Consider the following 20,096-nt stretch of genomic DNA (forward strand, 5'->3'; position numbering starts at 1 on the left):
GCCGTCCGACGGCGGCGGGATGCCGGTCGCCGTCGCTTCGCAGGGGTCCGCGATAGTCTGCGTTCCGGCTGTTGCGCCGTGGCTGTGCGGCGGGACCCGCGTCAGCTAGGGACGACCGAGGGACATAAGAGGAGAATCGTGGAGCACGGCGATGCGCGAGCGCGCTGCGAGGAGCCGACGGCCCAGTGCGACGAGGGCGGGATGATGACCCGTCCTGTCTTCATCGTCCAGGACGCCGGCGCCGCCGAGCAGACGATGACCGCCGGCGTTCCGCCGCTCGACGACATCACAGGGGCGCGCCAGGAGCTGACCGTCGTGCTGCCCGTACGGCTGCTGCGCGTCCCCGAGTGGTCGGAAGGGCCCTTCCCCTTCGACATGGGCAACCGCAGCACCGACGCCCGGATACGGTCGACGTACTTCACTCGCGCTTCCGCCCGTGCGCTGTACGGGGCGCCGGGAAGACCCTGCCGCTGGCACCTGCCGCTCGACGTCAAGCACGACGGCATGCGTCTGCTCGGTATGGAACTGCTCCGCGCGGCCACGGCCCGCAAGCCCCAACACGCGTTCGCTGTTCTGCACTTCACGGTGGAAAGGCCCCTGCTGCCCGTGGTGCGGGCCCTGGCCGGGCGGCTGCCGCGTGAAGCCGACGCACCGCTCTCCGGACCGTTCGACCCGGCCCGGCTGCTCGACGGGGTCGCCGACCTTCGCGCGGCCGACGCGCCGTCCTTCGACGCCCGGCCCTACACCATCGCCTTCCTGAGCCCTGCGGCGCAGCACACCCCGGCCCTTCGCGTCGGCCTCGAAGGTGAACTGCCCGCCACCGCGGACCGTTGGCTGTGGCAGTTGGCGTCACGCTCCACTCCGGAGGACTTCCCCCTGCCGCCGGAGACCGCTGGTGAGCAGCTCAAGGACACGGTCAGGATCTCGGCGGACTGGAGCGCCCTGGTACTGCGTCAAGGGACCGCTTTCCTCGGCCACCGGACAGATACAGGGGAGGGTGACTTCTTCGCCTACGGTGCGCTGCACTCCCGTACCGTCTATCTCGACGCTCTGCTCCTAGGGGCTTTGCAACGCGATCACATCGACGAGCTCACCGACGAGCTCTCCGAGATATTCCTCTCACCCCGACCGGCACGTCGCCTCTCGGCATTGGAGAGGAACATCGCGGTCTTCCGCAGCACCTACTGGCGGCAGCACCTCACTGCCCACGGCACGGCGAACGATCTGCTGCTCGCCTTCCAGAACCAGCACCGGCTGCCCGTGAGATTCAACGAGATCCTCGCCGAAGCAGCCGACTACAGCAGGCTCGTACAGACGCAGGAGAGCCAGCAAATCAGCGGAGCGCTGGGCGTCCTGACCATACTCGGCCTGCCTCTCGGTACGGCGCTCGGCATCCTGCAGGTCCTCGACGACCATTCCGTGGCACACCTGTACATCGCGCTCGCCCTCTCGATCGCCGTCACAGCGGCAGTACTTACCACTCGGTACGGGCGCCTGGTCCTGTCGTCACTTCGTGGCGGGGAAGGCAAACCAAGGCCGTAGGGGGTCCCGTTGCATACGGTCGCCGGGCCTTCCGTGCGGGAGGGAAGTCGACGTGGGTGGCGGGGCCTTGGAGGTGGGGCCGGGGGGCCGTGGATCACGGCTGGGTCATGGACGCCAAGGTGGGGCGGCTGTCGTCAGGGCAGTGGCTGTTCGGTCCAGATGATCTTGCCGTCGGAGGTGTAGCGGGTCCCCAGCGTGCGGTGAGCTGGGCGACGAGGAGAACCACGTCGTCGCTCGGGCAGGTGGGCAGCAAGGCGTCGAGGAGCGCCTCGCAGGTGTCCTCCAGGGCCCGGCCGGCGCAGGCCAGGACGGTACGGAGCTGGTCCAGGCCGGTGTCGATGTCGTGCTGCCGGTCCTCGACGAGGCCGTCGGTGTAGAGGACCAGCTGGGTGCCCTCGGCCAGTTCAAGCTCGACCATCTCGAAGGGCATGCCGCCGAGGCCGGGCGGCGATCTCGAGGGCAGGTCGACGAAGTTCACGTCATCGTCGGGGCTGACGATCGCGGGCATGGGGTGCCCGGCGCGGGTGAGGGTGCAGTGCTGGGACGCCGGGTCGTAGACGGCGTACAGGCAGGTCGCGCCGATGATGCTGGAGTCCTGGTGGGTGTTTTCCACCGTCCAGCCCTCGCCCCGGTCGAGACGTGCGACCAGGTTGTCGAGGTGGGTGACGGATTGCAGAGGGCCCGCCTTCATCGGGTGCGCCAGCCGGTCAGCCCGAAAGCCCACAATAGCGCCTGCCGAGCGAATGGGCCCTGCTGGGGCACTTGGCCGTGGCAACCTGTTCCGTCCCAGAGAGGAGGGATGTGCTGTGCGTCATGACGCTCGTTTGACGCTCTGGCCTCCTGTAGACGGGATAACGAGCCGAGAAATGGCCTCTGGCCTGGCCCTTTCCGAGACCTGCTCAATCCGACAGCTTTTCGATGACGTCGCACGTGGAGTGTGTTGCCGTTCTCGAGCCGGTCCGATAGGGCTTGTGGCCTGCGCTTTCTTGGGAAGGGCCGTCGGTTCGACCTGTTTGGGTGGTTGCAGCAGGTGGACGTGGAGAACAGTGGCTGAGCTGCGGTTTCCGGAGCTTCGGTGGCGGTCCGTCCGCGGCCGCGACGACTTCGTGACGCACGAATGACGCCTATCCTGAGTGGCCGTCAGGTGCGATGGGACTTGCGCGCAGTTGGGAGCGAGCGCTGTGTGTGGGATCTCTCGTTCATGCTGTGCTGGGCAGTGAGGCACGGGTGTGCGCCTCGTGAATGAGTAGGGGTGTGTGACGCTGTGCGACGGCGGCCTCGGTAGAGGCCGCCGTCGCGGGAGGGGGTTATCGGCGGGTGAGTCGGCGCAGCCCCACGAGGGTGAGTGTGGCCGCCAGCAGGATTAGGGCCCCTCCATAGGCGAACTGCCAGGGCCAGTAACCCGTGAGGACGTCGGCCTCCTGCAGTTCGGTACGGAGTGCCGGGCCGCCAGAGGTGATGGCGATCCACAGGACCAGTACCGTGCCCATGCTCACCACGGTCTTCTGGAACAGCACGCCGGTGGCGAAGCCGAGCGCCACGAGGGCCAGGGCGAGCGTGAACGGCACCAGGTCGTGGGAATCGAAGTACACCGGGCTCAGAGGATCCACGTCCGGAGCGGTCCACAGCGCCGGGTGCTGCGTGGCCCATGTCACCAGGGCGGTCACCATGGCGACGCTGACCAGGGAGATGAGCGTCGCGCAGGCAAGGCGGGTCAGGTACCAGTGACGGCGGGTGATGGTCTGGGTCCACACCAGTCGATGCGTACCGAGTTCAAACTCACGCGCCACCGCGGGTGCGCCGACGAAGAGGCCGAGGAACAGTGAGAGGTACTGTGACAGGCCGGCCGTCACGCCATGCATCTGCGGGTACGTGCTGCGTTCCCAGACCGCCAGGGTCGCGTAACACCCCAGTAGCGCGAGCAGCGCGAGCGCGACGGGGCGCTGCTGCCGCCAGGCGAGCCATGTCATCGGACCTCCTCCATCCGGTGCTCTCGTCCGGTAGCGCCCCCAGGTCCCCGCATGTAGGCGAGAACCAGTTCCTCGAGCCGCGGGGTGCGGATGGTAACTCCGCTCTGCGTGACGGGGGTCCCAAGGCGGACCAGTGCGGAGACTCCTCGATCGTCGGTGGAGGTCTGTACGACCTTGTGCACCCCTTCAGCGAGAAGCGCCGTCAGCCTGGCGGATCCGGATAGCATCGCGTGCTCGTCGAGAATGTCCTCGATGTCACCGTTCAGCTGGACCTTTCCACCGCTGAGCAGCAGCAGGTGGTCGCAGACCTCCTCCAGTTCGGCCAGTACATGGGAGGACATGACGACCGTCATGCCGGTCTCCGCGACGGCGACCATGAGCGACTGCATTACCTGGTGCCGTGCAAGAGGGTCCAGGTCCGCCATCGGTTCGTCGAGGAGAAGGAGGTCTGCGCGCTTGCTCAGCGCGACGCCGAGCGCGACTTGGGTCCGCTGGCCTCCGGACAACTGCCGGATGCGGGCCCGGAGGGGAATTTCGAGCCCTTCAAGCCTCTCTCGGGCGAGACCGTCGTCCCACACGGGGTTGAGGCGTGCCCCCAGAAGAAGGGTCTCCTCCACGGTGAGGCCAGGGTAGAGGGGTTTGTCTTGGGCGAGTAGGCGAGTCTGGCCAGGCCCGCAGGGTGTTCGGCCGGTTCGTCACCGAAGATGCGGACACTGCCCGCGCTCGGCGCAATCAGTCCGGCGGCCAGGTGCAGGAGAGTACTCTTGCCGGCGCCGTTGGGGCCGACGAGTGCGGCGATACGACCGGCAGGGATGGTGAAGGTCAGGTCTCGTAACGCCCAGCGCCCCTTGTAGAGCTTTCCGAGGCCCTCGGCCTTCAAGGCTTCTTCGTTCACTCCGGTCCTTCTTCCCGCGGGTTCAGTCTCGCCCGCATCACGGCATCGAACAGCGCATGGATGTCGGCCGGTTCCATGCCGCCGACGAAGGCGGCATCGATCCAGCGCACGAGCTCATCCCGCAGTTCCGGACGCCGTTCGGCCGCCGTCCCTCCGAGTCCTCGAAGGACGAACGTTCCCCTGCCGGGACGCGCTTCCACGAGGCCCATGCGATCCAGTTCGCGGTACGCCTTGTGCACAGTGTTCGGATTGATCGCCAGTTGGCCCACGACCTCCTTGGCCGTGGGGAGTTGATCGCCGGGCTTGAGCATGCCTAGGCGCAAGGCCTGCTCGACCTGGCGTGCGAGCTGCAGATATGTCGGCAAGCCCGACCGGCGGTCGAGGTGGAAGTCGAGCATGTCATCCCTAAACTACTAAGACAGCGGTAGAACTGTAGTGAGGGTGGCCCGACCAGGCAAGCCAACTGACCCCCGCGAGGGATGATCAAGCCATAAGCGGACGGCCCGCCGCCCCGGCCTACTCGGCGGTACACCCGTCCGTTACACCGTCGAAGGTGCTGGTGAACCGCAGATCAGCCACCGACGCGACGAGATGTCTTTCGACGTGCACTTCTTCAGGTCGCAGCCGCTGCTCCCGGCGCACGTTTCGGCCATCCAGTGTCCGGCCATTCAAGCGATCTTGAACGGGAGGTGCAGTCCTGTACGAACGCGAATCCGGCAATCGTTCTGCGTCGCGGCAGCGACGAATCGTCCGAGATCGATGGTGGATCGAGTTGGTTCCGATTTCGGGAACCTTACTCAAGTGCACACGGGGGGCTCTCATGGGAGGGCAGGGCTCGACTGCTGCCTGCAAGGGATTCACGATCATCGTTGCGCACCGTTCGCTGCAGCGACTACGCGACACGTACTACGACCGGGCGTCCCCGGAGTTACTGCAATGGAAGTACGTGGACGACATGGACGCGATGGAACAGTGTGATGACGCCTTCGTCGCTCTTCCGGTGTTCACGCCTCAGCATGCAAACGTGGTGGCACAGGTTGCCGCGAGCAACCCAGTTTCGGGAATCGTCGGGGTCGTTGCGGACGCGTCCGGAATGCAGACGCACTTGGCGATCCAGAGCGGAGCGAACTGGGTTCTGAATCTCCTCGTTCATCCTTCCGAGTCGCTCAGGGTATTGCAGGGGCTGCTGCTGCAGCATGCCGCCGCACTCCGGCACAACCGCGGGGCTCTCGCCGGCGCGGAAGGCGCGGACCACGATCCGCTCCGCACTGCGGTACCAGCTCACGCCGATCCGGTCCCACGCGAGGACCTCGTCCCCGACGGAGACGAGGAACTGATGAAGATGCTCTGTGACTGGGTGCCGGTCGGCGAGATGGCGAGGCGTTACTACTGTTCAGAGCGGTCGATGTACCGACGAATCCGTAGGCTCTACGACGCGCTGGGCGTGTCCACTCGCAAGGAGCTCCGGGCCAAACTGCTGTCCAGTACCTCCCCCGGAGCGGCCTCGCCGGCTCGCGGCAGCCGGTGAAGGGCGCGTCCGTGCAGTACCAGAGGCGTTTCACGCCCCGTTCCGTAGATGCGCGACGGCGAACCGAGGGCCAGTGTGTGATCCGCGCATGAGAACGTCTTCTGAACCGTACAGGCGAGGGCGTGAAGTGAATCCCGCAACAGGGGTACGTCCTCGGTCCCGAGGAGATCGACGTTGGTGAATCGGTCCCGCTGTGCACCGCGCGAGAACCGGGAACACAGATCTTGCCGGGCCCAGTCGAGAATGCTAATCCCGAATCGACCGCTCACCCGGGTCTGTTCCGTAGTCGGTGGTGACGGAGGGTGTGGTCAGCCCAGGAGGATGCGGTGGCGGAGGAGAGGGAAACTCGCGCGGCCGTACATCTGGCGCTTGACCAGCTTGGTTTTGTTGTTGACGCCTTCGGTGCCGCCATTGTGGTGCGGCAGGGTGAAGGCGGCGTCGACTGCGGCGCGGTCCTTCTCGAGCCCCCGGGTGAAGGCATGCAGGTGGGGCAGGTCCTCGGCCTGGGCCGCGGTGATCCAGGTGCTCAGCAGAGCGGCATTGCCGTCGGCGGGATCCAGTAGCGCTGCGAAGCGGTGGATGAGGTCGGCCAGAGCCGTCATCTCCTGGCAGGCGGCTCGGGCGGCCTCGATACGTTCCCGCTGATGGTCCTTGAGGCGGTCGGGGCGGGTGAGCAGGTAGCGGGCCAGGCGCCGGGGAGAGAGCGCTGGCCGGTCGGCCTCGACGCGGCCCTGGTTGATGTAGCGGACCAGCAGGTTCGAGCTGCCGGTGTAGCCCAGATCCCTGATCTCCTGGAGGAGATGGGTGACGGGCACGGCCGGGTCCTCCAGCCGCCGTTGGCGCAGGTGATCGCGGTAGGGATCCACCAGGGTGGGCCGGTACTTGGGGGCGCGGATGAGGCGCTCGGGCTCGGCGACACGGTCGTAGCGCTTGACGGTGTTGAGCGCCAGGTTCAGGCGCCGTGCACACTCCAGCAGGCCCACTCCGCGCTCGCGCAGGGCGTGGACCTGCTGCCATCGCTCGCGGGTGGTGGCGGCCTGTCTCCCCTCGGCCGGGGGCGGGCCGGCTTTCGCCCAGCAGATGCTGTGGGCGGAGACTTCTTTGCGGACGGCCTCGGCGAGGTTGTGCCACAGGTGCCAGCGGTCGCTGATCTGGACTGCGTCGGGCAGGGCTCGGCGGATCGCCTCGGCGTAGGTGGCCGATCCGTCCCGGCACACGGCCTCGATGCCCGGATGCTCGCGCAGCCAGGCTTCCAAGGTGGCGGCCTCGCGGCCGGGCAGTACCTCGATCCGCTGGCCGGTCTCGGCGTTGATGATGATCGTGGCGTAGCTGTGCCGGCGCCGCAGGGCGAAGTCGTCGACCCCGATCACCCGCGGGATCCGCACCCCCGGCAAGGGCACCCGCCGCAGCAGTCGCAGGGCGGAGGCGTACGACACGGGCACGGCCAGCGAACGGGTGAGCCGGGCGGACGCCCGGCCGCATAACTCCTTGACCAGCTCGGAGAGCTGGCTGGTCAGACGTGTGGTGCGGCGCTGATGCCGTTCCAGGAGCCCGGGGACCTGCTCTCGGAAGGTCTGCCGACCGCAGTCCCGGACCGGGCAGACCAGCCGTCGTATCCTCACTCGGACCACGACCTGTCGGCCGTCGACCGGCACATCCCGCACCGTCCGGCCGTGATACCCGTGGACCCTTCCCGTCAGCACCCCGCACAGCGGACAGGGAACGGGAACATCCCGGGTCCGAGCCGAAACCTGGACTGTCTCGCCACCGTCCGCCACATCCTCGATGACCAACGCCGACAACCCCGAAAACACCGTTCCCACAAGCGCGTTCGCATCATGCACGCTCGATGATCACAGGTGAGCACTCACCGTCACCACCGACTACGGAACAGACCCAACGATTTACAGTCCCTTGATCAGCCCTATGACGGAATGGTCTCAGCTCGCCCATGCCTACGGCACTGCCGAAGATGTGCCGGGCCTCCTCAAAGCAGCCGGGCCCGACCCGGAGAGTCATGCGCGGCGGAGCGCTGCCGTTCTCACCAAGGGCTGCGCACCCTGACGCCGAGGGCCCGGACGCGGTCCTGGGCCTGCGGGTCGAGCTTCAGCAGCAGGTCCTCGCCGACGACTCCGGCGCGCTGCCAGATGGTGCAGAGGGTCTCCAGGCCCGCTGTGGCGACCTCCGGTTCTGCGTCGGCCGCGGTCTGCACCAGGGCTTCGACGACCGGCCTGCCCTGCAGTCCCGCCACAGCCCGTGCCATCCGGGCCCGCTGCTCCGCGGGGACGGCCGGGTCGGCGAGTGAGCGCAGCACGTCCGCCGTGTCGCGGGCGTCCTGGCAGGGCAGGACCCGCACCAGGTACACGAGCTGCGCGCCGAGCACGATCAGGTACTGCAGTGGCACGAGTAGGGCCACGGGCAGCAGGAGGACCAGGGGCAGGACGATCAGCCAGCCGCCGCGGATCCGCAAGGGACCGTCGGTCGGCGGCTCGAATCGCCGACCGGCCAGCGGGACGAGGATGCACATGGTCACGACCGTCAGGAGCGGCACCACGATCAGCCCCATTCCCAGCCCGGCACCGAAGGATGCCCAGAAGGGGTCGTCGCCCAGAACGGGCAGCGCGAGGGCCGCCGCCACCCAGCTGAGAGCTGCGGTCACGGCGTAGCGCTGTAGGCAGACCCACAGCCATCTTCCCGTACTCATATCAGCCTCCTCCTCTCAGCAGCTCTTCGTACAGGTGTCATTGACCCACTTCCGGTGATTACCGCCCTTGTGGAAGACGCTGTGGCGGCGGCTCCGTCGGCCAGGGTGCCGAGCTTGCCCTCGGAGCCGCACACGAGGTCCTGGGAGGTGGCGCTGATGGGCGGGGGCGCATGAGGGGGCCCAGCCTCGGGCGGGGAGGCTGGGCCGGTGGATGGGGGCGTGTGGAGCCCGCACGGGTTCCGGTCGGGGGCGGGTGCCGTGGGTGGGGTGGGGTGGGTCAGGCGAGGGTGAGGGGGAGGGCCGTCAGGCCGCGGGTCAGGCGGGTTCGGCGCCAGGTCAGGGATTCCTCGGGGAGGGTCAGGCGGGTGTTCGGGAAGCGGGTCACCAGGGTGCGGAGGGCGATGTCCGCCTCGGCCCGGGCCAGGGGGGCGCCCGGGCAGCGGTGGATGCCGTGGCCGAAGGAGAGGTGGCCGCCGGCGTCGCGGTCGAGGTTGAGGCGGTGCGGGTCGGGGAACGCCGCCGGGTCGCGGTTGGCGGCCCCGGGTGCGATGAGCACCGGGAAGCCCGCCGGGATGTCGATCCCGCCGACGCTCAGGTCCTCCGTGCTGTGACGGAAGGTGGCGACGCTCACCGGGGAGTCGAAGCGGAGCAGTTCGTCGAGGGCGGCGGGGATCAGGTCCGGGTTCCGGCGCAGGCGGTCGAACGCCTCCGGGTGCCGGAGCAGGGCCAGCACGGCGTTGCCGATGAAGTGGGTGGTGGTCTCGTGACCGGCGACCAGCAGGAGGGCGGCCAGGGAGACGGTCTCGTCCCGGTCGAGGCCGCCCTCGTCGCAGTCGCGCAGGAGGGAGTGGAGCGGGCCGTCGCCGGGGGCGGTGCGGGCCGTGTCGACGAGGTCGGTGAGGTAGTCGCCGATCCGGTGTGACGCGGCGTCGACGCGGTCGGTGTCGGTCGCGTCGAAGAGGGCGTGGGACCAGTCGGCGAGGGCGGTGCGGTCGGCCTCGGGTACGCCCAGGAGTTCGCAGACGACGGTGACCGGCAGGGGCACCGCCAGGTCCGCCACCAGGTCGATGTCCGCCCCCGGTCGCCACGCGGCCATGAGGCCGTCCACGACCCGGGTGATGAACGGGCGCAGTTCGCGGACGCGGCCGGTCGTGAACAGCCGCGTCGCCACCCGTCGTTGGTGGGTGTGCGCCGGGGGGTCGCTCGCCAGCATGGTGCGGGCGATCGCCGGGTGCAGGTCGCGGTTCGACGGGCGGTCGGCGAAGAAGCGGGCCGTGTCCTTGGACAGGCGGGGGTCGGCGAACGCCTCGCGGGCCTCGGAGTGGCCGGTGATCACGTACGCCTGGTGTCCGCCGGAGCCGGTGGGGATCCGCCGGACCGGGCAGCCTTCGCGCAGCCGGTCGTAGGTGGGGTAGGGGTCGGCGAAGAAGCGCGGGTCGCGCAGGGGGTCCCGGCGCGGCGCGGTCACGAGGCCGCGCCCGTGGGCTCGGGCGCCCGGTGCCGTGCGTGGGCGTCCGCCACGAGCAGCAGCCATGCGGTCTCCGCCTGGAGGTCGCCCTTGCGGGAGGCGGTGCCGGCGGCGGGCGGGGCCTCCTCACCCGCGGGAGTGGCTCCGGCGTGCTTCGCGGCGACGGCCGCGGCGATGACTGCCGCCTCCACCTCGGCGTCGCCCTCGGGGGTGCCGGCCGTGCCCCGGTGGGCGGCCTCGGCGGCCGCGGCGTCCCGTACCGACGCCTGACGGTACCGGCGCAGGGCCAGCACGCAGTCGTTGATCTCGATGACCCTGCGGTGGAGGTGGAAGTCGAGGTCGTGGGCGTCGGCCCCGGTGTTCTCCGGGTCGAGGACGACCTCGGGGACCGCCGAGGTGACCTCCCGCCACAGGGGTTCCAGCGCGGTGAACGAGTTCCGCTCCCAGCGGCGGCGGCGCAGCCGGCTGAGCGGCCACAGCAGGGCGGGGAGGGTGAGTCCGACGGTGATGAGGAGGACCGCGACGGCGGGCGCGGTCACGCTGAACGTGCAGCGGAAGGGGGTCAGCGGCGTCGAGCACCGGGCGTGGTCGGGAACGAGGCCCAGGCCGAGGCCGATGGAGACCAGGGCGAAGAGCTTGTACGCGGCGTAGACGAGGGCGAAGCCACAGCCGACCGAGGTCGTGCGCAGGCCCCAACGCTGACTGCGGCGCGTCGAGCGCTTGGACTGGGCCCAGGTCTGCAGCAGGAAGTCCTTGGCCGTGTAGCCCAGGTAGGAGATGTAGATGAGTACGTAGCAGGCGTACAACACCGGGTTTCGTCCGGTGAGTTGTTCGGCGACGAAGAAGGCGGTCATGCCGGCGACGGAGAGCGCGAGGGCGATGACGCGCAGGCGGATCTGCCGGTGGGCCCGCTCGCGGTCCAGATTGAGCTGGAAGAGGAAGGCGAGGACCGAGGTGGCCGCCGTCAGCGTGAAGGTGTTGCTGAGGAGTCGGGCGACGTGGGGGACCACCGATTCGACCGCGCGTTCCACGGCGGGGGCGTAAGAGGCGAAGGCGAGGGCGAACGAGGTCAGAAGCGCCGCCATCGCCCAGGTGCCCGTGGGGCGGTGTCCGCCGCGTCCTCGCACCCAGTAGGCGGCGAAGCACAGCAGCACGACGGACGTGCCCGTGAAGAGGATGTTGATCATTTCCGGTGGCGTTTCTTCCTGTGTGGCTCGGCGAACAGCGCGTCCCAGCTCTCGGCGCCGCTGGCGGGCCGGCTGGGCGGGCCCTCGCGACCCCGGTACATGAGTTGTCGGATGACGCTGGCCATGACCTCGGCCTCGCGTTCGTCCTCGCTGGTGTAGCTGGTCCGGCCGGACATGCGCTGGACGAGGGTGGGGTTGAACCCGATCGCGCGCAGGGTGTCCTGGTCCAGTTCCAGGCTGCCGGGGTGGTCGCAGATGATGTGGCTGATCTCGTGGGCGAGGATGTGGTTCTGGTGGAGGGGGGAGGTGGCCTCCTCGTAGAACAACAGGTCGGCGTCCGGGGTCTCCAGGCGGATGCCGCACGGGGCGTCCATGGCGCCCAAGGTGCTCAGGGGGCGCAGGATGATGGGGCGTCCGCGTTGTTCGGCCACGGCGTCGCGGAGGTCGCGGGTGCTGAAGCGGTGCGGGAGTTGGAGTGCCTCGATACGCGCCTCACACGTGACGCGAAGCTGCTCAAGGTCCATGTCCTCACTCTGGTGACGCCGGTCGGGGGTCGGTCGGCCGTTGGAGCCTCACCCTGGAAGCCCGGTACGCGCGCCCCATGCTGACATGTTCGCGGCTCCGCGGGACGGGCGGGGTCCTGATGGGGGTGTGCCGTGCGGCCCGGAATGCCGTCCTGTTCCGGGAAACGGCTGATGCCCCCCTGCCGATGATCGGCCACAGGGGGGTGTCGTGTCGTGTCGGGGTGCGATCGCGCGATCGCCGCCCGGAGCGCGGCTCAGTCGTCCAGGTTGAGGTCCTGTGCGCTGTCGTCGGTGGTGAGCCCTTCGAGCTTGCGGGCCTGTTCGATCACGGTGGACAGCATCTTCAGGCTGTCGACGCTCAGGCCGTTGGCGCGCAAGGCCACCTTGCGGACGTCCTGATCGCGCATGGCGGCGAGGAGGCCGATCTCCGCCTTGGTGCGTTCGGCCGCCGCGCTGTCGACGAAGTAGCCCGCCGGTACGCCGAAGAAGTCGGCCAGGGCCTTGATGGTGTGTCGCGTGGGGTTGCGCTTGGCGCCGGTCCGCAGCTGCTGGATGGCGCTGGCCGTCACCCCGCGCCCCTCTCCGGTCGCAGCCTTGCGGATTCCCTCGGCGACCTCCGCGTAGGTGTAGGGCCCCCGGGAAGGGGGGTGCACCTCGCGGAAGAGGTGGTCCAGGAGTTGGGCGAAGGTGGGCGACTGATCATCCTCCACGTGTACGACCTCCTTGGTGTGATGCCGAGTCTTTGCCCACCACAGTGTTTCTCGAAGCCCGTCGGGCCGGCCCCGGCAACACTTTGGTTGACGCCGGGCAGTCACTCTGGTGTACGTTACCAACGCCTCGTCGCCACTGAAGTGTCGAGGGGGCGGCGTCGGTCGGGTCGAGGTCGAGCTTCACGGGGGTGAGCTCGGCCGACGGCCCGGAGCGCCGCCGCCGCGCCCGCGGCTCGTGGCGACGCGGGGGAGGTACGGGCCCGACGCCGTTCCGTTCGCCGACTGCCGCGATCGGCCGGAGGCCGGGCCCGCCGGCACCTGGCCGGGTGTGTCGCCGGCCCGGGCCGGTGCGCGGGTGAGCCGGTCCGCGACCCGACGAGACGCACGACCGACGCGTACGACGCACGCAGGACGGCTGGCCGTGGTCCGGACGCGATCAGGACCGATGCGAATCGGCCAAGTACTCAAGTCCCCGCCGAACACGGTCGCCCCTCCAGGAGGATGGCGGGCAATGGACACGACTTCTCCGCCGGCGGAGTGCCTACCCGACGGGTACGGGCCCTTCGCGCATCTCACCGCTCCGAACGTGCTGCTCTACCGGGCGGTGATGGGGGCCTTCCTCCGCGCCAAGGAGCGGTTCGCCGTACACCTGCGGCCCGAGGACGTGTACGCGGGGCTGGCCGGCGAGAACCGGCCGACCGAGCTGGACACGGTGGTCAAGGCCCTCGACAGCCTGGTGGGCTGGGGGAACCTGCGGGCCGACCCGGACACCGGGCGGGTCACCGCCGTCGAGGACTTCTACCGCAAGCGGTTCATCTACCAGCTCACGCGGGCGGGCGAGGCGGCGGAGCAGGCCCTGTCCGCGTACGACGAGGCGCTCGGTCGGCGGGGCGCGCTGCAGGCCGTCGCGCTGCACGACATCGTGACCCAACTGCGGGCGCTGGTCGTGCTGGCGGCCGAGGAAGAGCCCGATCCGGCCAAGACGCATCTGGCGCTGGACGCCCTCGCGAGCCGTTTCGGCGCGCTCGCCGACAACGCGCGGGCCTTCATGGGCTCCCTCCAGCGGACCATCGACCTGCACGACGTGGGGGAGGAGGTCTTCCTCGCCTACAAGGACCAGCTCATCCGGTACCTGGAACGGTTCATCCAGGACCTGATCACCCTCGGCGGGCGCATCGCCCGGCTGATCCTGGAGCTGGAGGAGCGGGGGAGCATCGAACCGCTGCTGCGGGCCGCGGCCGCCCGTGAGGCCGCGGACGCCACCCCGCAGGACGCCGCCCACGCGGCGCAGGCCGCGTACGAGCGGTGGGCCGGCCGATGGGCAGGACTGGCGGCCTGGTTCCTCAGCCGGGACGGCCGGGAGTCGCAGGCCCGGCTGCTGCGCGGCCGGGCGCTGGGCGCGATCCCGCAACTGCTGGCCGTCGTACGGTCGCTGAACGAGCGGCGGGCGGGGCGATCGGACCGCTCCGCCGACTTCCGCACCCTCGCACGCTGGTTCGCCGAGGCACCCGACGACGACGCCCGGCACCGGCTGTGGCGCACCGCCTTCGGACTGTACCCGGCCCGGCACCTCACCGTGGACGCGGAGACGCTGGCCGCCCGCCGCGCCCGTCCGGAGCCCGCGGCCACCCCCTGGGCCGATGCCGCACCCCTGCGCATCAGCCCGCAGCTGCGCCGTACGGGAAGCTACGAGCGGCGCGGCAAACCGCGCAGGGTCGAGGACCGGCAGGAAGCACGCCGACTGCTCGCCGAGACGGCCGCCAAGCAGGCCGCCGAGACGGCAGCCGCCCGGGCCCGCCTGGTCACCCGCGGCATCACCAGGCTGTCCGGACTCGGCGAGCTCGACCCCCTCAGCTTCCGGCTCTTCCTCCAACTCCTCGGCGACGCGCTCGCCACCTGGCGGCCCGGCATGACGTACACCGCGGCCACCAGCGGCGACGGCTCCATGGAGATCCGACTCACCGCACCGGCCGACGGGGCCGTGGCCGAGGTCCGCACACCGGACGGGACCTTCACGGGCCCGGACCACACCATCGAGATCGTCGACCTCACCGAGACACCAGGAAGGGGCGGAGCGCGATGACGACCCCGCTCGCGGAAGTACTCGACGGGCAGCACGCCGCAGAGCGCCGCAAGGCCGCCCGCGCCCTGCTGAAGCAGCCGCTGCTGCTCGCGCACGGCGCGTACGCCGACGAGTTCCGCCTGGTCCGCCGGCACGCCGGCGAGCTGCGCGAGTGGTTCGACCGCAACACCGGCTGGTCCCTCCAGGTCGATGCCGAGACGGCCCGGCTGGGCAGGATCCCCGGCGTGCCGGACGACGCCACGCACCCGGCCCGCGAGGTCAGTCGCAGCGCCGTCCCCTTCAGCCGCCGCCGGTACGTCCTGCTCTGCCTCGCCCTGGCCTCCCTCGAACGCGGTGAGGCGCAGATCGCACTGGGCCGCCTCGCGGACCAGATCGTGCTGGACGCGAAGGATCCCCGACTGGCCGCAGCGGGCATCGAGTTCACCCTGGACCGCCGTGACGAACGGCTCGACCTGGCCGCGGTCGTCCGGCTGCTGCTCCACCTCGGGGTCCTGCGGCGCGTCGCCGGGGAGGAGGACGCCTACGTCAGCGGAGCCGGCGACGTCCTGTACGACGTCGAGCGGCGCGTCCTGGCCGGTCTGCTCGCCACCCGTCGGGGACCTTCCACCGTCCGGGCCGAAACGCCGGAGGCCCGGCTCGCCGAACTCGCCGCCGAAACAGCCCTCGACAGCGACGAACTGCGCTTCCGTGCCATGCGCCGCTCGCTGACCCGGCGGCTGCTCGACGACCCCGTCGTCTACTACGACGAGCTGACGGACGCCGAGCTCGGATACCTCACGCGCCAGCGCGGCTTCCTCACCGCCCGCATCAACGAACTGACCGGTCTGGTCGCCGAAGTGCGGGCCGAAGGCATCGCCATGGTCGACCCCGAGGACGACCTCACCGACCTCCGGATGCCGGAATCAGGGACCCGCGGCCACGTCACCCTGCTGCTCGCGGAATATCTGACGGCGGTCGGAGGCCTGGTCGTCCCCATGGTCGACCTCGAACGCCGCGTGGTCGAACTGGCGGCGGAGCACGGCGGATTCTGGTCCAAGTCGGCCCGTGAACCGGGGGCCGAGGGCGACCTGGCCGAGCAGGCCGTCGCCCGGCTGGCCGCTCTCGGCCTGGTCGCCCGTACCGCTGACGGGGTCCTGCCGCGCCCGGCGCTCGCCCGCTACGCGGTCGGCGAGACCGTCGTGCTCGAACCCCGCACCGGTACCGGGCCCCGTAACCGCACCTCCGGTACCACGCAGGTGCCGGCGCAGCGAAAGGCGTACCTGCCGTGACGACCCGCCCAGAGCCCCCCGCCCCGGCGCGTCCCCGCTGGCAGCCCCTGCGGACGGGCCTCGTCGACCTCTTCCACTACGACGTGGAGGAGTTCCACTTCCGCGACGGCCGACTCCTGCTGCGCGGCAACAACGGCACCGGCAAGTCCAAGGTGCTGGCCCTGACCCTGCCCTTCCTCCTGGACGGGGACCTCAGCGCCCGCCGGGTGGAACCCGACGGGGACGCGGGCAAGCGGATGGAATGGAACCTCCTGCTCGGCGGTGAGCACCCGCACTCCGAACGCCTCGGCTACACCTGGGTGGAGTTCGGCCGCCGCGACGCGGCGAGCGGCGAGGAGCACTTCCGCACGCTCCTGTGCGGACTCAAGGCCGTCAGCGGGCGCGGGATCGCACGCCACTGGTGGGCCGTGACGGGGCAGCGGATCGACCACGGGCCGGCCGACGCGCGCGCGGACGGGTCACTGAGCCTGCTCGATGCCACCGGCACCGTGCTGTCCCGGGACCGGCTCATCGAAGCCGTCGCCGGCCGGGGCCGGGTCTACGACCAGGCCAAGGCCTACCGCCGCGCCGTCGACGAAGCGCTGTTCGGCCTCGGGGAGCAGCGCTACGCGGCCCTCGTGGACCTCCTCATCCAGCTGCGCCAGCCCCAGCTGTCCAAGCGCCCCAACGAGGCCGCCCTCTCCCGCGCCCTCACCGAAGCCCTGCCCCCGATGGACCAGGCCGTCATCGCGGACGTGGCCGAGGCCTTCCGCTCGCTGGACGAGGAGAAGGAGGAACTGCGTTCGGCCGGCGCGGCCGAACGCGCGGCCGCGGTGTTCCTCGACCACTACCGGCGCTACGCCCGCACGGCCGCCCGCCGCCGCGCACGCCTTCCGCGCAGCGAACACTCCAAGTACGAGCAACTCCTGCGCGCCCTCGCCGAGGCCCAGGCCGAGAAAGCCGGTGCGGAGCGGGACCGGGCCGCCGCGGAGGAACGCGTGGCCGCGCTCACCGAGACCCGGGCCAGGCTGGAGGCGGCCGACGCAGCCCTGCGTGAAGGCCCCGAGATGCGCAGCGCCCGCGAAGTGGACCGTGCGGCGAAGGCGGCGGAGCGGGCCGAGAACGACCGTACCCGCGCTCTCGACGACCAGGAGGAGGCATCGCATCGGCACACCAGGGCGCTCGGCCGCCTCGGTGCCGCCGAGAACAGGCTCAGGGCCGCCCGGGAGCTCTCCGAGAACATGCTGCTCCGGGCCCGGGAGACGGCTGCGGCGGCCCGGCTGGACCTTCCCACGGACACCGGGCAGGCCGTTGCCGGCCTGCGGGCTGCGGTGGCCGAAGCGACCGACCGCAGGCACCGCACGCTCACGCACCTGGAGGCGCTCGCCGACCGGTCCGAGGCGGCGGCGGCCGGGCGCCGCAGCGCCGTGCTCCGGCTCGACGAGACGGAGACCGGGCTGACCCAGGCCGCCGAGGCGCTGGGCGCCGCCCAGGACGCGGCGCGGGCCGCCGGACGGGCCCTGGTCGACGCCGTACGCGAGCACGCGCACCGGTGCGGAGAGCTGGTGTACGCCGATCCGGCCGGCCTCCTGGACGAGCTCCAGGAGTGGACCCGGCACCAGGACGGCCCCTACCCCGCGCGACGCCGTGCCGCCGAAGCACACCGCACCACCGCGGCGGCACTCGCCGACCAGACGGCGCGGGCGGCGCACCACCGGGCCGCTCTGGTCTCCCGGACCCGCGAAGCCGAACACGAACTCACCGCCCTGGAGTCCGGCGGCCGGCGCGGGCCGCAGGCCCCGCACACCAGGACCCCCGGCCTGCGGGACCAGCAGCCCGGTGCTCCGCTGTGGCGGCTCGTCGACTTCAGGGAGGAGGTCGCGGAGCAGGACCGCGCCGGGCTGGAGGCGGCCCTGGAGGCATCCGGGCTGCTGGACGCGTGGGTGTGCCCCGACGGGGCGGCCCTCGCCGCGGAAGGCCATGACGTGATCCTCGCCCCGGACTCCGGACCGGTCGCCGGGGCATCGCTCGCCGACGTACTGCGCCCGGCCGTGGACCGCGGCGACGCGCAGGCCGCGGCGGTCGGTGCGGAGGCGGTGGCCCGCCTGCTGGAGGCGATCGGGCTCGGCGGGGCCCGCGAGGACACGGCACCGGCCGGCGAAGGGGAGGCACCCGGCGCCGGCCCGACGGGCACCGCGGTCCCCCACGGCACCTGGGTCGCGCCGGACGGACGCCACCGCGTCGGCGTCCTCACCGGCCGGTGGGCCAAACCCGCTGCCGAGTACATCGGGGAGGGCGCGCGGGAAGCCGCGAGGCGGACCAGGATCGCCGCCCTGCACGCCGAACTCTCCCTCCTTCAGCGGCAGTCCGCCGCCGCCGACGCGCAGGCCCAGGTGCTTGCGGCCCGCCGGCACACCCTCGACACCGAGCTGGCGTCCGTGCCCGACGACGCACCTCTGATGCGGGCGCACGCCGACGCCGCGGCCGCCGCCGGCACCCTGCGCCGGGCCCGGGCCCGGCGTGACGGGCGGGCCGCCGAGGTGACGGCCGCTGCCGAGCGGGCCGAGTCGGCCGCCGCCGAACTGCGGGAGACCGCGGCCGATGTGGGGATGCCCCGGGAGCGGGCGGAGCTGGCCGCCGTACGGCAGGCCCTCGCCGGGCTCGACGTCGTCCTGGCCGGACTCTGGCCCGCCCTGCGCGAGCGGCACGAGGCGTCCCGGCAGGCGGACGACGAACGCGAAGAGGCGCTCCGGGCCGGGGAGCGGGCCGCCGAACTCGCCGTACGGGCGGAAGACGCCGCCCGCGAGGCGGCCGCCGCGGACGAACGGCTGGCCACCCTGCGGTCGACCGTGGGCGCCGCCGTCGCAGAGCTGGAGCGCCTGCTCGCCGAGACCGCGGACACCCTGCGCGGCTGTGCGGCCGACGAACAGCGCGCCCGGACCGCGCACACCGAGGCGGATCGGCGGGCCAGCCGGGCCGAGGGGAGCATCGAACAACTGGAGAAGGCCGTCACCGAGGCCGCCGCGACCCGTTCGGAGGCCGTCGCAGCGCTCCAGCGCTTCACCGGCACCGGCCTGATCGCCGTCGCGCTGCCCGACCTCGCCGTACCGGCCGCGGACGAGGGCCCGTGGGCGGCCACCCCGGCCATCGCCTTGGCCCGTGCCCTCGAATCGGAGCTGGCGACGACGGATGACTCGGACGGTGCGTGGGAACGGGTGCAGCGGCGTCTGGGCGAGGAGTTCAAGACCCTCCAGGACGCGCTGTCCCGGCACGGCAACACCGCTTCGGCCCGCATGGTCGAGGACGCCGTGATCGTGGAGATCGTCTACCAGGGCCGAGAGCGAGCCGTACCCGAACTCGCCGAGGCGCTGGCGGCCGAGGTCGCGGAACTCACCCGCATTCTCTCCGCACACGAGCGCGAGATCCTCGAAACCCACCTCATCACCGAGGTGGCCGGCACCCTCCAGGAGCTGATCGCAGCCGCCGAACGGCAGGTGCTGGCCATGAACGCGGAGTTGGAGGAAAGGCCCACCTCCACCGGAATGAAGCTGCGCCTGGTGTGGCGGCCTTCCCGCAAGGCACCGGTGGGACTCGCCCAGGCCCGCGGCCGCCTGCTCCAGACCAACGACGCATGGACGGCCGAGGACCGGTCCGCGGTCGGCGAGTTCCTGCAGACGCAGATCGCCCGCCAGCAGACCGAGGACGCGGCGGGCAGCTGGCTGGAGCACCTCACCGCCGCCCTGGACTACCGTTCCTGGCACGAGTTCGCGGTCGAACGCCAACAGCACGGCCGCTGGGTGCCCGCCACGGGACCGGCGTCCGGAGGCGAACGTGTGCTGGCCGTGTCCGTTCCCCTGTTCGCCGCGGCCTCCTCGCACTACGCGAGCGCGGGCAGCCCGTACGCGCCGCGCCTGGTGACCCTGGACGAGGCGTTCGCGGGGGTGGACGACGATTCGCGGGCCAAGTGCCTTGGGCTCCTGCACGCCTTCGACCTGGATGTGGTCATGACCAGCGAACGGGAGTGGGCCTGCTACCCGCAGGTGCCGGGCATCGCCATCGCCCAGCTCGCGCGCGTCGACGAGGTGGCCGCCGTCCTGGTCACCCGCTGGGAGTGGGACGGTACGGCGCGCACACGCCGCGAGGACCCCGTGCGTCCCGCGCACCCGGAAGCCTTGTGGGTGTGAGCGGGCCACCCGCGGCCGGGCCACCCGCGGCCGGGCCACCCGCAGTCGGGCCAC

At 71.1% G+C, this 20,096-nt stretch carries 16 protein-coding genes and 1 pseudogene; 5 read left to right on the forward strand and 12 right to left on the reverse strand.

The window, feature by feature from the left end; genetic code table 11:
• Positions 1-138 precede the first annotated feature (138 nt).
• Positions 139-1,542 carry a hypothetical protein gene (locus R4Z63_RS25185; RefSeq protein ID WP_384446731.1) on the forward strand — a complete coding sequence of 468 codons (1,404 nt, stop codon included), beginning with the start codon at positions 139-141 and terminating at the stop codon, positions 1,540-1,542.
• A 94-nt stretch (positions 1,543-1,636) separates the two neighbouring features.
• Here R4Z63_RS25185 and R4Z63_RS25190 read toward each other — a convergent pair whose 3' ends face one another.
• The 5 genes and pseudogenes from R4Z63_RS25190 to R4Z63_RS25210 form a co-directional block, all read right to left on the reverse strand.
• Positions 1,637-2,233, reverse strand: a complete 597-nt coding sequence (locus tag R4Z63_RS25190) for a PP2C family protein-serine/threonine phosphatase (protein WP_384446729.1) — start codon at positions 2,231-2,233, stop codon at positions 1,637-1,639.
• Between the two features lie 616 nt (positions 2,234-2,849).
• Complete coding sequence (locus R4Z63_RS25195; RefSeq protein WP_284575206.1) at positions 2,850-3,512, reverse strand: ABC transporter permease; 663 nt, start codon at positions 3,510-3,512, stop codon at positions 2,850-2,852.
• The gene (locus R4Z63_RS25200) at positions 3,509-4,129 is read right to left on the reverse strand and encodes an ATP-binding cassette domain-containing protein (protein WP_384446726.1); all 621 of its coding nucleotides are present in this window, start codon (positions 4,127-4,129) and stop codon (positions 3,509-3,511) included. Before R4Z63_RS25200 ends, R4Z63_RS25195 begins: the two co-directional genes overlap by 4 nt.
• A 125-nt stretch (positions 4,130-4,254) precedes the next feature.
• Positions 4,255-4,407: pseudogene (locus R4Z63_RS25205) on the reverse strand (ATP-binding cassette domain-containing protein); the annotation flags it as partial.
• Complete coding sequence (locus R4Z63_RS25210; protein WP_384446724.1) at positions 4,404-4,805, reverse strand: GntR family transcriptional regulator; 402 nt, start codon at positions 4,803-4,805, stop codon at positions 4,404-4,406. The gene R4Z63_RS25210 and the pseudogene R4Z63_RS25205, both read right to left, overlap by 4 nt.
• 548 nt (positions 4,806-5,353) lie before the next feature.
• Between R4Z63_RS25210 and R4Z63_RS25215 the strand changes: the two genes are divergently transcribed.
• Entirely contained in the window at positions 5,354-5,935 is a 582-nt protein-coding gene (locus R4Z63_RS25215; RefSeq protein WP_384446748.1) for a hypothetical protein, read from the forward strand.
• Here the strand turns inward: R4Z63_RS25215 and R4Z63_RS25220 are convergent.
• From R4Z63_RS25220 to R4Z63_RS25250, 7 genes are all read right to left on the reverse strand, one after another.
• Positions 5,836-6,204 carry a flavin reductase family protein gene (locus tag R4Z63_RS25220; RefSeq protein WP_384446722.1) on the reverse strand — a complete coding sequence of 123 codons (369 nt, stop codon included), beginning with the start codon at positions 6,202-6,204 and terminating at the stop codon, positions 5,836-5,838. The two genes, R4Z63_RS25215 and R4Z63_RS25220, sit on opposite strands and share 100 nt — an antisense overlap.
• A gap of 39 nt (positions 6,205-6,243) precedes the next feature.
• Positions 6,244-7,779 (reverse strand): ISL3 family transposase, encoded by a 1,536-nt coding sequence (locus R4Z63_RS25225; RefSeq protein WP_491522594.1) that lies wholly within the window; start codon positions 7,777-7,779, stop codon positions 6,244-6,246.
• Between the two features lie 197 nt (positions 7,780-7,976).
• Positions 7,977-8,639, reverse strand: a complete 663-nt coding sequence (locus R4Z63_RS25230; RefSeq protein WP_384446718.1) for a hypothetical protein — start codon at positions 8,637-8,639, stop codon at positions 7,977-7,979.
• Positions 8,640-8,916: 277 nt separating this feature from the next.
• A complete protein-coding gene (locus R4Z63_RS25235) occupies positions 8,917-10,107 on the reverse strand; it encodes a cytochrome P450 family protein (RefSeq protein ID WP_384446716.1) in 1,191 nt (396 codons plus the stop codon).
• The gene (locus R4Z63_RS25240) at positions 10,104-11,294 is read right to left on the reverse strand and encodes an MAB_1171c family putative transporter (protein WP_384446714.1); all 1,191 of its coding nucleotides are present in this window, start codon (positions 11,292-11,294) and stop codon (positions 10,104-10,106) included. The genes R4Z63_RS25235 and R4Z63_RS25240 overlap by 4 nt, the downstream gene beginning before the upstream one ends.
• Positions 11,291-11,818, reverse strand: a complete 528-nt coding sequence (locus R4Z63_RS25245; RefSeq protein WP_384446712.1) for a M48 family metalloprotease — start codon at positions 11,816-11,818, stop codon at positions 11,291-11,293. Before R4Z63_RS25245 ends, R4Z63_RS25240 begins: the two co-directional genes overlap by 4 nt.
• 254 nt (positions 11,819-12,072) lie before the next feature.
• Complete coding sequence (locus tag R4Z63_RS25250) at positions 12,073-12,528, reverse strand: helix-turn-helix domain-containing protein (RefSeq protein ID WP_037915106.1); 456 nt, start codon at positions 12,526-12,528, stop codon at positions 12,073-12,075.
• 511 nt (positions 12,529-13,039) lie between these two features.
• Between R4Z63_RS25250 and R4Z63_RS25255 the strand changes: the two genes are divergently transcribed.
• Genes R4Z63_RS25255 through R4Z63_RS25265 form a run of 3 tightly spaced genes read left to right on the forward strand, consistent with a single transcriptional unit; the run spans position 13,040 to position 20,042 of the window.
• Complete coding sequence (locus R4Z63_RS25255; protein WP_384446710.1) at positions 13,040-14,611, forward strand: TIGR02677 family protein; 1,572 nt, start codon at positions 13,040-13,042, stop codon at positions 14,609-14,611.
• Positions 14,608-15,879, forward strand: coding sequence for a TIGR02678 family protein (locus R4Z63_RS25260; RefSeq protein WP_384446708.1), 1,272 nt, complete (start codon positions 14,608-14,610; stop codon positions 15,877-15,879). Before R4Z63_RS25255 ends, R4Z63_RS25260 begins: the two co-directional genes overlap by 4 nt.
• Entirely contained in the window at positions 15,876-20,042 is a 4,167-nt protein-coding gene (locus R4Z63_RS25265) for a TIGR02680 family protein (RefSeq protein WP_384446706.1), read from the forward strand. The genes R4Z63_RS25260 and R4Z63_RS25265 overlap by 4 nt, the downstream gene beginning before the upstream one ends.
• The last annotated feature ends 54 nt before the right edge of the window (positions 20,043-20,096 follow it).

It is taken from the genome of Streptomyces sp. PL-29, from assembly GCF_058344425.1.